The 13231-nt window shown below is 68.8% G+C and carries 9 protein-coding genes; 7 read left to right on the top strand and 2 right to left on the bottom strand.

Translation table 11 applies throughout. The features are described from left to right. Positions 1 to 137: 137 nt before the first annotated feature. Positions 138 to 479: a TOBE domain-containing protein gene (locus ACLJK8_RS20140; protein ID WP_413152156.1), complete on the top strand. Its 342-nt coding sequence runs from the start codon at positions 138 to 140 to the stop codon at positions 477 to 479. Between the two features lie 81 nt (positions 480 to 560). On the opposite strand, the gene ggt is transcribed toward ACLJK8_RS20140, so the two are convergent. Continuing rightward, positions 561 to 2390 carry a gamma-glutamyltransferase gene (gene ggt, locus ACLJK8_RS20135; protein WP_413152155.1) on the bottom strand — a complete coding sequence of 610 codons (1830 nt, stop codon included), beginning with the start codon at positions 2388 to 2390 and terminating at the stop codon, positions 561 to 563. 361 nt (positions 2391 to 2751) lie between these two features. Here ggt and ACLJK8_RS20130 point away from each other — a divergent pair, with 361 nt between their 5' ends. The 5 genes from ACLJK8_RS20130 (at position 2752) to ACLJK8_RS20110 (ending at position 8485) form a co-directional block, all read left to right on the top strand. Then, positions 2752 to 3210 carry a (2Fe-2S)-binding protein gene (locus tag ACLJK8_RS20130; RefSeq protein WP_413152154.1) on the top strand — a complete coding sequence of 153 codons (459 nt, stop codon included), beginning with the start codon at positions 2752 to 2754 and terminating at the stop codon, positions 3208 to 3210. After that, a complete protein-coding gene (locus ACLJK8_RS20125) occupies positions 3207 to 5465 on the top strand; it encodes a molybdopterin cofactor-binding domain-containing protein (RefSeq protein WP_413152153.1) in 2259 nt (752 codons plus the stop codon). The genes ACLJK8_RS20130 and ACLJK8_RS20125 overlap by 4 nt, the downstream gene beginning before the upstream one ends. Before the next feature lie 226 nt (positions 5466 to 5691). Further along, complete coding sequence (locus ACLJK8_RS20120) at positions 5692 to 6672, top strand: TRAP transporter substrate-binding protein (RefSeq protein WP_413152152.1); 981 nt, start codon at positions 5692 to 5694, stop codon at positions 6670 to 6672. Between the two features lie 5 nt (positions 6673 to 6677). Further along, positions 6678 to 7184 carry a TRAP transporter small permease gene (locus ACLJK8_RS20115; RefSeq protein WP_413152151.1) on the top strand — a complete coding sequence of 169 codons (507 nt, stop codon included), beginning with the start codon at positions 6678 to 6680 and terminating at the stop codon, positions 7182 to 7184. After that, the gene (locus ACLJK8_RS20110; RefSeq protein ID WP_413152150.1) at positions 7181 to 8485 is read left to right on the top strand and encodes a TRAP transporter large permease; all 1305 of its coding nucleotides are present in this window, start codon (positions 7181 to 7183) and stop codon (positions 8483 to 8485) included. Before ACLJK8_RS20115 ends, ACLJK8_RS20110 begins: the two co-directional genes overlap by 4 nt. Before the next feature lie 122 nt (positions 8486 to 8607). Here the strand turns inward: ACLJK8_RS20110 and ACLJK8_RS20105 are convergent, their stop codons facing one another. Beyond that, on the bottom strand, positions 8608 to 12597 hold the full coding sequence (locus tag ACLJK8_RS20105; RefSeq protein WP_413152149.1) for a nitric oxide synthase oxygenase: 3990 nt from the start codon (positions 12595 to 12597) through the stop codon (positions 8608 to 8610). A 151-nt stretch (positions 12598 to 12748) separates the two neighbouring features. Here ACLJK8_RS20105 and ACLJK8_RS20100 point away from each other — a divergent pair, with 151 nt between their 5' ends. Next, the gene (locus ACLJK8_RS20100; protein WP_413152148.1) at positions 12749 to 13168 is read left to right on the top strand and encodes a hypothetical protein; all 420 of its coding nucleotides are present in this window, start codon (positions 12749 to 12751) and stop codon (positions 13166 to 13168) included. The last annotated feature ends 63 nt before the right edge of the window (positions 13169 to 13231 follow it).

Below are 13231 nucleotides of genomic sequence, written 5' to 3'. Positions count from 1 at the left end.
TGAGCTGGCTGAGGGCTCCGCGCCCGGCGCGCTTGTGAAATCCGGCGAAGACCAATACCGAAATCCAACCTGCGGACTCGCGTCATGAGCGAGGGACCACCGGGGGGCAGGTCACGGGCTTTCTCGGCTCGCCGGCGATGAATTTCTTTCCGGCGGAGATCGCGGGCGGCGGTATCCGGCTCGCCGACGGCACCGTGATCCCCGCGCCGGGGCAGGCGCGGGCCTCGGAGGGCAAGCGTGTGACCCTCGGCATTCGCCCGGAGGATTTCGCGATCGCGCCCGAGGGTCCGATCCATGCGCGGGTCAAGGTGGTCGAGCCGACCGGGGCGGATACGATCATCGCGGCCGAGGTCGGCGGCATCGAGGCGGCGATCCTCGTGCGCGAGCGCATCACCGCCGCGGCCGGCGAGGAGATCCGGCTCGCGGTGGCGCCGGAGGACACGCGGCTCTTCGATCCTGAGACGGGCGCGGCCATCTGATCCGCGCCGCCGGGTCGGTCGCCGGCATCACGGCCCCCCCGGGCGGGCCTCCGGGACCGGGCGCCCGCCGCGGTGGCCCCCTCAGTAGCCGACAGTCGCGGCGCCCGCGCGGCGCGGGTCGGAGGCGCCGAGGAGGAAGCCGGTCTCCGGGTTCCGGCTCACCGACTGGGTCGAGCCCATGACCTCCTCCAGCGAGAGCACATGTCCCTTCGCGAGCAGCGCGCGCTGCGTGTCGAGGCTGATGCCTTCCTCGACGCGGAGCTGGTCCGGCAGCCATTGGTGGTGGATGCGCGGCGCGGTGCTGGCCTCGGCGACGTTCATGTCGTGGTCGATCATGTTCATGATGACCTGCAGCACCGTGGTGATGATGCGCGCCCCGCCAGGCGAGCCGGTGACGAGCCAGACCGCGCCATCCTGCTTCACGATCGTCGGCGTCATCGAGGAGAGCGGGCGCTTGCCGGGCTCGACCGCGTTGGCGTCGCCGCCGATCAGCCCATAGGCGTTGGCGACGCCGGGTTTGGCCGAGAAATCGTCCATCTCGTTGTTCATCAGCACGCCGGTCCCCTCGGCGACGAGCCCCGAGCCGTAGGAGAAGTTGATCGTATAAGTGTTGGAGACCGCGTTGCCCTCCTTGTCAATGACCGAGAAATGGGTGGTCTCCTCGGACTCGTAGGGCGCGAGATCGGCCGGCCTGATCTGCTCCGAGGGCGTCGCGAAATCGGCGCGGATCTTGCCGCGCATGTCCACCGCGTAATCCTTGCTCGTCAGCGCCGCGACGGGCACGTCCACGAAATCGGGATCGCCGAGGAATTCGGAGCGGTCGGCATAGGCGAGCTTCATCGCCTCGGCCATCAGGTGGATCGTCTCGGATGAATTCGCCCCCAGCGCGCCGATCGGATAGCCTTCGAGCGCGTTCAGGATCTGGATCAGGTGTACCCCGCCGGAGGAGGGCGGCGGCATGGAGACGATCTCGGCGCCGCGGTAGGTGCCCGTGACCGGCTCGCGCTCGACGGCCTTGTAGGCCGCGAGATCCTCCACGGTCATCCGCCCGCCCGCTTCGGTGACGGAGCGCGCGATCGCCTCGGCGACCTCGCCCTTGTAGAATCCGTCCGGACCCTCCTCCGCGATCTTGCGGAGCGTGGCGGCGAGATCGGTCTGCGTGAGCGTCTCGCCGGGCCGGTAGAGCGCGCCATCCTCCTTGTAGAAGATCTTCGCGGCGGAGGGATAATGCGTCAGCCGTTCCCTAAGCGCTTCGAGACTGTCGGCCAGATCGGGCGTTACCGTGATGCCCTCGGCGAGCCGGATCGCGGGTGCGATGACCTCGGCCCAGTCCATGCTGCCGTATTTGTCGAGCGCGAGCTTCATCCCCGCGACGGTTCCCGGCACGCCCGAAGCGGCGCCGGAATAGCGCGACTTCTCGCTGTCGGCATTGCCCTCCGCGTCGAGGAACATGTCGCGGCTCGCGCTCGACGGGGCCATCTCGCGGTAGTCGATGGCGCGGGTCTCGCCGCTCTCCGCGTCATGGACCAGCATGAAGCCGCCGCCGCCCAGATTGCCGGCGCGGGGCAGGGTCACGGCGAGGGCGAAGGCGACCGCCACGCCCGCGTCGATGGCGTTTCCGCCGCGCGCGAGAATGTCGCGGCCAACCTCGGCGGCGACGCGCTCCTGCGCCGAGACCATGCCGTTCTCCGCCCAGACGGGATGCAGCCGGTCCATGCCGGAATAGATCGCCGCCTCCTGCGCGCCGGCGGGCGACACGGCCAGGGCGGTCAGGATCAGCGCCGCGGCGGCCAGCCCTATAGGTCGCGGGCCGATGGACCGTGCGCCTGGGGATCGCAGGCCGATGGGTCGCGGGCCGACAAGCTCCGAGCCGACAGCTTCCGGGCCGATGGGTTGCATGGGGATCATCATCACACCTCCCTGTTCCGATGCTTCCTCGCCGTCAGTCGAGCCCTGAAGCGTGGATTGGTCAACTCCTCTTGGACCCCGTAGCGGGTTCCCATTGAGACACCCGTCCGAGGGATCGACATTGGCGACCGCGCGTTCACGGATCACCGCCGGCGCGCGCCGGCCCTGCCCGGTCGCGCCATTGATGAGCCGGATCGATGGGAGCAAGTCGAAGATTGGCCTAAACGCGCGCGATCAACTCCACTATCATCGAGGTCCGATCTCTCCCCGGAGAGATTCCGCGGCTCCCGGCGCTCGCTGATCCCGGCGCCATACCGGGCCGCTGGTCCAGCCAGGCTCCAAATCAGGGGACGCCAGATACACCATGGAACTTCAGATCAACCAGAAGACCTATCCGGTCCAGTCGGACGGCGAGACGCCGCTGCTCTGGGTCATCCGGGACGAACTCGGCCTGACCGGCACGAAATACGGCTGCGGACTGGCGCAATGCGGCGCCTGTTCCGTCCTCGTCGACGGGGTCATAACCCGCTCCTGCGTGACGCCGGTCGACAGCGTCGTGGGGACCGAGATCACGACGATCGAGGCGGTCGAGGAGGATGAGGTCGGCCGCCGCGTGGTCGAGGCCTGGGTCGCGCATCAGGTGCCGCAATGCGGCTACTGCCAGTCGGGGCAGGTGATGGCGGCGACCGCGCTGCTCAAGGAGACTCCGAACCCGAGCGCGGAGGAGGTGGCGGCGGCGATGATCAACCTCTGCCGCTGCGGCACCTACAATGCGATCAAGGCGGCGATGAACGATCTCGCCGGCCGGCCGGAGGCGGGATGATGGGCAAGCGATCGACTTTCACCGCGAATGCCGTCCCGGCACTTTCCGGGATCCCGCTCAATCTCTCGCGGCGCGGCTTCATGATCACCTCCGCCGCCGGGGCGCTGGTGCTCGGCGTGGGCCTTCCCGCCGGACGCGCGCGTGCCCAGGCCGAGGCGATGGCGCAGTCGCCGGTCCCGGCCTTCCTCGAGATCCGCCCCGACAATACCGTGCTCCTGCGCAGCCCCTTCGTCGAGGGCGGGCAGGGTGTCTTCACCGCCTTCGCCCAGATCGTCGGCGAGGAGCTCGACGCCGATCCGGCGAGCTTCCGGGTCGAGAACGCGGCGCCCGGCGCGGTCTATCAGGTCATGGAGGGGATGCCGCAGACGCGCTTCACCGGCGGCAGCATGTCGGTCAGGACGAGCTACGCGACGATGCGCCGCCTCGGCGCTTCCGCCCGCGCGATGCTCATGACCGCCGCCGCCGAACGGCTCGAGGCGCCGGTCTCCGAACTTTCGACGGAGCCGGGCCGCGTGCTTCACGCCGCCTCGGGGCGTTCGGTGAGCTATGGCGAACTCGCGCCCGCGGCGCTGGATCTGCCGGTGCCGGACCCCGAGAGCGTAACGCTGCGCGATCCCGGCGGCTTCCGCTGGATCGGCAAGCCCGTGCCTAGGCTCGATGTCTACGAGAAATCGACCGGCAAGGCGATCTATGCAATCGACGCGAAGGTGGAGGGCATGCTGCACGCGGCCGTCCAGCATGCGCCCCGCCTCGGGCTGACCATCGGGACGATCCGGAACGAGGAAGACCTTCGTGCGATGACCGGGGTTCATTCCGTGCACCGGCTGCCCGGCGCGGTCGGCGTCGTCGCCGAACGCTGGTGGGATGCGAAACGCGCGGCGGAGGCCGCGGAGGTCGACTGGCTGGAGCCGGAGGGCGAGGCGGGGCCGAATCTGCGCCACATGCCGGCCGATTTCTCGACCGCGGCCTTCAGCGACCGGCTCGCCGGGGAGACGGGCACCGGCGACGAGGCCGAGGCCAAGGGCGACGCGCCCGGCGTGCTCGACGGCGCGGAGACCGTGGTGAACGCGAGCTACCGGACCCAGTACGTGCATCACGGACAGCTGGAGCCGCCCGCCGCGCTGGCGCGGTTCGAACCGGATGGCTCGCTGGATCTCTGGTTGCCGAACCAGGCGCCGGATCTGTTCCAGACCGACGCGGCCGCGCATGCCGGGATCGATCCGTCGCAGGTCCGCATCCATTCGCCGATCCTCGGCGGCTTCTTCGGGCGGCATTTCCTCTATGCGACCTCGAACCCGCATCCGCAGGCGATCCAGCTCGCGAAGGAGGTGGGCCGGCCGATCAAGCTGATCTGGAGCCGGGAGGAGGAGTTCCTGCGCGACCGTCTGCGCCCGATGGCCGTCGTCCGCTTCCGGGGCGCGCTCGACGGTGACGGGATGCCGCTGGCGCTCGAGGCGATCAGCGCCTGCGAAGGGCCGACCGAGGCGCTGTCGGGCCGCGACAAGGACGGGAAGGTCGACGGCGCGGCGGTCGAGGGGCTGGCCGGCAAGGTCTATGCGATCCCCAATGTCCGGATCGCACAGAACTATGTCCAGAATCCGACGATGCTGGGCTACTGGCGCTCGGTCGGGCATTCGATGAACGACTTCCTCTATGAAGGCTTTCTCGACGAACTCGCGGACAGCGGCGGTCAGGACCCGTACGAGTTGCGGATGCGGCTTCTCGAAGGCAATACCCGGCTCACGAACCTGCTCCGGGCAGTCGGCGACCTCTCCGGCGGCTGGCGGCGCGGACCCTACGAGGCGGAGGACGGCTCGCGGCGCGCGCGGGGCGTGGCGATGGCTTCGCCCTTCGGCTCCGAGACCGCCTCGATCGCCGAGGTCTCGATCGAGGACGGCCAGGTCCGGGTGCGCGAGGTCTGGCAGGCGATCGATCCGGGCAGCATCGTGAACCCCGCGATCATCGAGGCGCAGGTCAATTCCGCCGTCGCCATCGGCGTGTCGCAGGTGCTCTACGAGGAGGCCGTCTACGAGAACGGCGTTCCGGTCGCGCGCAACTACGACATGTATCCGATCCTGCCGCCGGGCGAGATGCCGAAGGTGCATGTCCGCATCATCGAGAGCGGCGCGCCCATGGGCGGCATCGGCGAGCCCGGGGTGCCCTCGGTTCCGCCCGCCGTCGCGAACGCCGCCTCGCATCTGATCGGGCGGCGCATCCGGAGCATGCCGCTCTCGAAGCTCAGCTTCGAGACCTGAGCCCACGAGCGAGGCTTCCGCGCGGCCGTCCCGGCCACCCCGACGCCCGTGTGGGCGCGCCATCTTCGCTATCGCCGCCGTGACCGGTGGCGATAGCGAGATCTTATGGGGCGGCATGCCCTTCTGAATGGTTTCGGCTCCTCCCTCCCTCCAGAACTCCGCGATGACTCCGCCGCGACCGGCTCAGGTTCGGAGGAGGCCCAGGGAGAACGAACGGAGGAGCCGAATGCCCATCATCAAGAACCTCGTCGCCGCCGCGCTCGGCTTCGGCCTGATCGCCGGCGCGGCCTCGGCGGCTGAGGAACTGAAGCTCGCGAATTTCATGGCGCCGACGCACCCTTATGTCTCCGGCGTGCTGGAGCCCTTCGCGGCGAAGGTCGCGGAACTGACCGGCGGCGAGATCACGGTGACGATCTACAATGGCGGCGAGCTCGGGACCGGCCCGACCGACCAGTATTCGCGCGTGCTCGACGGCGTGACCGAATTCGCGATCGGGCTTCCGGGCTATACCGCCTCCGCCTTCCCGGTCACGCTCCTGACCGAGCTTCCCGGCGTGATCACCGAGGCCGGCGGCACCGAGACGATCTGGAACAATATCGACCTCTTCCTGCCGGAATACGAGCGGGTGAAACTGGTCGGCCTCTGGTCCTCGGCGCCGAACCTGCTCTACATGCGCGACAAGGCGGTGCGCGCGCCTGAGGATCTGCGCGGGCTCAACATCCGCGTGCCCTCGCGGACGGCGGGGCTGCTCATCCAGGCCTGGGGCGGGAACCCGGTCTCGATGCCGGTCTCCGAGATCTACAACGCCATGCAGACCGGCGTCATCGACGGCGCGATGATCGATGGCTCGGCGACGCATGCCTTCAAGCTCGGCGAGGTGGCGAACCACCTGACGGTCGGGATGGACAGCACGATCTCGCCCTTCTTCCTGCTGATGAACCGCCACGACTTCGAGGAGATGACCCCCGAGCACCGGGCGGCGATCGAGGCGGCGGGCAGGGAGACCTCGCGCCTCGGCAACGAGGTCCAGTTGAACGAGGCGCGCAAGGGCGTCGACGGTTTCGCCGCCCTGGGCAAGGAGGTGATCCGGCTGACGCCCGAGGAAGCGACCCCGTTCAACGAGATCGCGAAGGCGACCGCCGAGGCGGTGGCGAACCGGGCCGGCGCGGGCGCCGTCGACGTCATGAACGCGCTGCGGGCGGGGTGAGGGACATGTCAACGCAAGCAACGCCCGGCTGGGCGAAGAAGTTCGACCGCGCCACCCTCGTGCTGGCCGCGATCGCTGGGATCGGGCTCCTGTTCATGGTGGTGACGATCACCGTCGGCGTCATCATGCGCTATGTCTTCGGAAACCCGATGCTGGGCTCGAACGAGATCATCCAGCTGACCGCCGTCGGCGTGGTCATGCTGGCGCTGCCCTACTGCACCGACCAGAACGGGCATGTCCGCGTCGATGTCTTTGACAACACGATCGGCGTTCGCGGCCGCTGGTTCGGCGACATCCAGTCGCGCGTCCTCTCCGCCTTCGTCCTCTCGGCGCTGGTCTGGCGATCCGCGGTCAAGGCGGTCGATGCCTGGCGCTACGCCGACACGACCAACATGCTGAGCCTTCCGCTCTGGCCCTTCTACGCCATGATCGCGCTCGGCATGGCGCTGTGCGTCCTCGTGCTCATCGAGCAGATCATCGTTCTCCTCATCACCGGGAGGGCCGCCGAATGACCCCCGTCGCCATTGGCCTGATCGGAATCGGCGCGCTTTTCGTGCTGATGATCCTCAGGACGCCCGTCGCCTTCGCGATGCTGATCACCGGCTTCTTCGGGCTCTGGATGATCGATGACCTGCGAACGGCGGGCGGCGTCATCCTGACGGAGAGCTACGGCGCGATCTCGAACTACTCGCTGATCGTGGTGCCGATGTTCATCCTGCTCGGCAACATCTCCTCGGCGGCGGGCTTCAGCCGGGGGCTCTACGACGCGGCGAATGCCTGGGTCGGGCGGTTCAGGGGCGGGCTCGCCTCGGCCTCGGTGCTCGGCTGCGCGGCCTTCTCGGCGGTGTCGGGCTCCTCGGTCGCGACCGCCGTCACCATCGGCAAGGTGGCGCTGCCCGAGATGCGCCGGCTCAACTACGCCGACGGGCTCTCGACCGGCGCGATCGCCGCCGGCGGAACGCTCGGCTTCCTGATCCCGCCCTCGACCGGCTTCGTCATCTACGCGATCCTGACCGAGGAATCGATCGGGCGGCTCTTCATGGCCGGCATCCTGCCCGGCCTGCTTCTGACGGCGCTCTTCATCGCCACCGTCGCCATCATGACCTGGCGCGACCCCTCCGCCGGACCGCGGGGCGAGGATCTGCCGCTGCGCGAGCGGTTCGCGGTCCTGATGCGGGCGATCCCGCTGATCGCGGTCATCGTGATCTCGATCGGCGGCATCTATGTCGGCGCCTTCACCCCGGTCGAGGCTTCCGGCATCGGGGCGGCGCTGGTGATCCTCCTGGCCGCGGTCAAGCGCGCCCTGAGCTTCGACGTGCTGCGCGCGGCGGTGCTCGACACGGTGAAGACCTCGGCGATGCTCTACACCATCGTCATCGGTGCCAATGTGCTGAACCCGTTCCTCGCGATCACGCATATCCCGGCGACGCTCGGCACCGCCCTCGACGTGCTCGGCCTCGGCGCCTACGGGACGCTCGCGCTCATCATCCTGAGCTATGTGGTGCTCGGCATGTTCCTCGACGGGCTCTCGATGCTCGTGGTGACGATCCCGATCGTCTTCCCGGTGATCACGGCGCTCGGTTTCGATCCGATCTGGTTCGGCGTGGTCGCGGTGATCGTGATCGAGATGGGCATGATCACGCCACCCGTCGGGCTCAACGTCTTCGTCGTCAAGGGCGTGGCGAGCGATGTGCCGATGTCGACGATCTTCCGGGGCGTGCTGCCGTTCCTCTTCGCGATGCTGGTCTGCCTCATCCTGATCATCATCTTTCCGGGAATCGCGCTCATCATCCCGAACACGATGTTCGGATAAGGTTTCCCGAACGAATTGCGACGATCGCTCCGGATGTCCGGGGCGATCGCCGTTCGGGGGAGCGCCGCGTCAGTGGTCGCGGATCGCCGGCGAGGGATGCCGCGCCCCGCCGAGCTTGCGGGTCAGGCGGCTGAGCCAGCCGGTTCCCTGGTCGTAGCGGTCGCGGACGACCTCGGCCATGGCGATCTCGCGCTTGAGCTGCACGCCCCAGACATCTTCGAGATAGCGCCCGGCGTCGCGCATCGCGCGCAGGCGCCGGGTCGCGGCGAGATAGGAAAGCCCACCCTCGNGCCCCAGACATCTTCGAGATAGCGCCCGGCGTCGCGCATCGCGCGCAGGCGCCGGGTCGCGGCGAGATAGGAAAGCCCACCCTCGCGCTGGAGTACCTGCAGGAGCGCGTCGGCGACCTGCGCCGCCATCCGCGCATCGCCGCAGACGACGACATGCGCTTCCGGCTGGTCGAGAAGCGCCAGCACCTCGGGTCCCCGCGCGGCGAGCGCGTCCTGCACATAGGCCTTGACCGCGCCCGACCGCGACAGCGCCACGGTCAGCCCGTCGAGCAAGCCGCTGGTCCGCCAGCCGACGAGCTGGTCCCGCATCAGGAACTCGCTCTCGTCCCGGCAGCCGAAGAAGAGCCGCGTCGAGTGGCCGGTCCCGCCTGCGATGCCCCGCGCCGCGCGATCCTCAAGCACCGAGTAAAGCAGGGAAAGGCCGGTTCCCGCCCCGATCAGCAGCAGCGGCCCGGAAAAACCGGCGGGCAGCGGCCGATGCGCCGGCTTGACCTCGACGCGGAGCCGGTCACCCGGCGCGAGATGCCGGATGTACTGGGACGCGACCCCCTCCCGCGTGGCGCCCGCCGCGGTCGGGTAGCGCAGGTTGCTCGCCAGCAGCCGGACCCGCCCGGGATTCGCGATTTCGGAGGATGCGATCGAATAGAGCCGGGGGCGAAGCCGCGGCAGGATATCGATCAGCACTTCGAGCGGCGGACAGCATTTCGGGAAGTTGTCGAGAAGGTCTGGCACCGTCGCGAAATTGTCGCGGAGCCAGCTCCGGTGCCGTTGCCGCGCCGGATCGGAGCTCTCGAGATTCAGGAGCCCGAGCCATTTGCCCAGCGTGTCGCGGTCCTCGGGGTGCGCGGCCGCCTCGCGGATCGCAAGGAGCAATTCCTCCGGTGATTCAGGCAGCGCCAGATCGAGGTCCTCGCGGAACAGCCGGTCGAGCGGGTAGGGCTCGCGGAACCGGTCGAAGCGGTCGTCGCCCCCCCGCGGTACGCGGAACCAGCTGTCCCGGGGCAGGCCGACATGGGTGCTCATCCGGGAGACTTCCCCGCCGGCGTTGCATGGCATCAGCGCGAGGTGGTCACCCGGACGATAGGGGACCACGCTTCCGTCCTCGCGCGGGTCGAGCGCGATGATGAGCTCACGGGTCGAACGCTGGCCGTCCCCGGCCGGGAGCATCTCGCGATTCTCCACGACGGTCGCAGAACTCTCCCGCCGGTCCTCCGGCCGCGTGACCGGACCGACGATCTCGATGCGCGGGCGTGTCTCCGCGGCCGGAAGCATCCCGGCGGTGCCGGTGAGGCTCGCGATCACTTCCATCCATTGCTTCACGGTATCGGCCTGCCCGGCGATCTCGTCGGCGAGGGTCAGGGCGGCCACGCGTTCCGCGCCGGCGGCCGCGAAGGCGGCGTCGAAGGCCTGCGCGGCGGCGCAGTATTTCGGATAGATCCGGTTGCCGATGCCGAGCACGGCGAAGCGCGTCCCGCCGAGTCCCTCACCCTCCCGTTCCCTGAGCCAGCCGAGCATCGCGCGCCCGTTGGTCGGAACCTCGCCATCGCGGTGGGTCGAGCAGATGACGAGGATGAGCGGCGCCTCCTCGAGCCTTTCGCGCGCCACCTCGTCCATCGACAGGACCGAAGGCGCGAGCCGGCCGAGGAAGCGTCCCGCCATCCGGGCATAGGTTTCGGCCGTGCCGGTCTCGGAGGCGAAGAGGATGAGCGGCGCCTGCGTCGCGGTGCGCGACTTGTCGCGGTCCGAGCCGCGGGCGCCGTCCGAGATCATCCAGCGGTCGGCGGCGTAGCGGAAGGCCGGTTTGAGGTGGAAGTCGCGCATGTCATGGTGCCAGACGGGCGTGGTCGATCCGCCGGCGGCCGGAACGATCCAGGACCACTGCGCGGGGCACTCGCGCCCGGCGCGCTTCTCGCGCATCTCGTGGATCATGAACTGGCGCGAGGCGGTCTGATGATCGACGAGCGTCACACGCGCTTTCTGAAAGCTCGTGATCACGGCGGCGTTCAGTTCGAGGAACGCGCGGTCGCGCCAGAGCGTCGTCTCGCTCGACGTATCAAGCCCCAGTGCCCCGGCGATCGCCTCGGCGCGGTCGTAGCGCTTGTCCTCGAAGAGATTGCGCGCGATCTCGGTCCCCATGAACCAGCCGTTGAACGGCAGGCAGCCGTAGTCGAGACCACCGATCTCCAGGCGGAAATTGGTGATCGCCGGCACCGCGCACCATTTGAGCCCGAGCGCGCCAAGTTCCGGGTGCTCCGGATGCGTGATCGGCACCAGCGCGACATCGGCCGGGTCGAGCTCGTAGAGCGTTGGTTCATGGCCCGGAACGTCGATCACGAGCGGCAGCACGTCGAAATCCGAGGGTGCCTCGGGCGGGGTCCAGCCGAGGCGCCGGATCGCCGAGGTCAGCGCCACGTTCGCCCGGTCGCCGATGACGCCGCCATCGGCCTGTTCGTAGCCCGCGAAACGGATCAGCTGACTGTTCCAGATCCTCGGCCCCCAGCGCTCGCCCGGCCGGGTCGGGGCGAACATGGTGAGCACGATCTCGACATTGCCGCCGTTGGTGGCGGCGCGCAGATGCTCGACGCATTCCTGAAAGATCGCGGCGGGTTCGGTGACATGGCGCCGGTCGCGCACGATGAGGTTGCGCCAGGAGATGCGCCCGATGCACTTGGGTGCGTTGCGCCAGGCGACCTGCGCGCCGAATTCGAGCTCCTCGAAACTCTGGACATAGGTTCCGGTGGCGCGGATCTCGGTCATGATCTCGGACCAGCGCTTTTCGAGCTTGGCTCTCGGCCAGTGTTTCTCCTCGGCGATCTGGTCGAAAAATTCCCGCGCCGCGGCCACCAGCTTCTCGCGCGCGTGCATCGGTTCGGACACGATCCGCATCACGCGATCGAACAGGATCTCCCAGCCGCGTCGGCCGGCACCGGTCAGGGCGCCGCCGAATCGCTCGATCGTCGCCATGAGCGGCCCGGCCAGCGCCGGATAGGCCGAGGTCGGGATATGGAGATTGACGTGGACCGAGGCGAGATTGCGCAGTTCCGGGCGCAGAAGCTCGGGCTGCGCCGCCGCGCGGGCCAGCATCGCGACCGCGGCGATCAGGTGATGCACCTGCCCGTCCATGTCCGAGGTGCGGAAGAAGCGGAGCGTCTCGGGACTTTCGCGGAAGACGGTCTCGTAGAAGAACGTGCCGGCTTCCCGCGAGACGCCCATCATGGTCTGGGCCGAGGCCGCCATCTCCGCGACGACCTCCGGAGAGAGGGCCGCGGCCTCGGCTTCCGCGTGACCGGCCATGGGCGCGATGATGGCGTCGTCGAAGAAGCGGGCCAGCGCGGAGCTCGCGGAAGCGGCCAGGTCCTGCCGTTCGAGGTCATCGAGATGCGGGATCTTCTCGAAGGTCCAGAGGAAGGCCGCGCGCGCCTGTTCCCACTGCCCCCGGGTCAGCCCGTAGGTCGCGAAGAAGACCGCGCAATCGGCGCGCGTCGCGGACCGGGCGGTGGCGGCGGTCGGCGCGGCGCGGTAGCCTTCCTTCAGGATGGCCTCGGTGCGCGGATTGAGCGCGCGGACGGAGAGATCCAGCAGCTTGAGGAGCTCGAACGGGGCGGCGTCGAGCGCGGGACCAAACTGCTCGGCCAGCTCCGGCGCGAGCACCAGCAGGCGTTCGAACAGCATCTCCGTCAGAAGTTCGTCATGGGTGACGAACTTGCTCCAGGCCCCCTTGACCAACGCCACCTCGGATGGCGGCAGCAGCCCGGTCAGATCGCGATCGAGCCCTCCCAGCGGCTGGCTCGCAGACACCCATTCAGCGCGGCTCATATCCATGACGGACCCCGTCTCTCGCGTTGGACGGCCGGGAACGTCTCCGGCCAAGGCGGGGGTCTAGCGCGCGGCGATTAATCGGATGTCAACGCTCGACGCCTAGATGACAGGTCGGGATGAACTGGCGTGCGCGGGAAGGCGAGGGGATCCAGACATGATGGCGTGGCACGCGAACGCGGGCTTCGGCGCCGGCTCGGGGGACCTCGCGTTCTCGGAGGCGGATCTCGACTATTTCTTCCCCGCCCATCTGATCGTGGACAAGTCGTGGCGAATTCTCGCCACCGGCCCGTCGCTCCGGCGGCTGCTCGGCGAGGAGATCATCGGGCGGGATCTGCGCGCGGTCTTCACCGTCGAAATGCCCGACCAGGGGTCCGGCGCGCGCAACCGCGACGTCGCGCTGACGATGGAGCATCCCCGCGGCATCCGCCTCAGGGGCGCCTGTGTCGAGCGTGAGGACCGGGTCGCCTTCCTCGTCGGGCATGATCCGCAGTTCGACGACACGGCGACGCTTCGCGAGGAAGACTTCGGTGTCAACGGCGGAGCAAAACCAGGCCGTTGGGCGGCGCAAAAGTAGGCCACTTGGCGCCGCAAGCGGGGAACGGCGGGAGGGCGTAGCCCGACTAGAGTTTCCCGCTTG

Origin of the sequence: Amaricoccus sp. W119, from assembly GCF_047275745.1 — a bacterium.
Lineage (GTDB): Bacteria > Pseudomonadota > Alphaproteobacteria > Rhodobacterales > Rhodobacteraceae > Amaricoccus.
The sequence above is the reverse complement of the archived record's forward strand: the minus strand, read 5'-3'. Positions and strand labels throughout refer to the sequence as shown.

Excerpts from the sequence above, each read along its gene's own strand:
- ACLJK8_RS20140 (WP_413152156.1), top strand. The coding sequence starts at position 138 with ATGAATTTCTTTCCGGCGGAGATCGCGGGCGGCGGTATCCGGCTCGCC.
- ggt (WP_413152155.1), bottom strand. The coding sequence starts at position 2,390 with ATGATGATCCCCATGCAACCCATCGGCCCGGAAGCTGTCGGCTCGGAG.
- ACLJK8_RS20130 (WP_413152154.1), top strand. The coding sequence starts at position 2,752 with ATGGAACTTCAGATCAACCAGAAGACCTATCCGGTCCAGTCGGACGGC.
- ACLJK8_RS20125 (WP_413152153.1), top strand. The coding sequence starts at position 3,207 with ATGATGGGCAAGCGATCGACTTTCACCGCGAATGCCGTCCCGGCACTT.
- ACLJK8_RS20120 (WP_413152152.1), top strand. The coding sequence starts at position 5,692 with ATGCCCATCATCAAGAACCTCGTCGCCGCCGCGCTCGGCTTCGGCCTG.
- ACLJK8_RS20115 (WP_413152151.1), top strand. The coding sequence starts at position 6,678 with ATGTCAACGCAAGCAACGCCCGGCTGGGCGAAGAAGTTCGACCGCGCC.
- ACLJK8_RS20110 (WP_413152150.1), top strand. The coding sequence starts at position 7,181 with ATGACCCCCGTCGCCATTGGCCTGATCGGAATCGGCGCGCTTTTCGTG.
- ACLJK8_RS20100 (WP_413152148.1), top strand. The coding sequence starts at position 12,749 with ATGATGGCGTGGCACGCGAACGCGGGCTTCGGCGCCGGCTCGGGGGAC.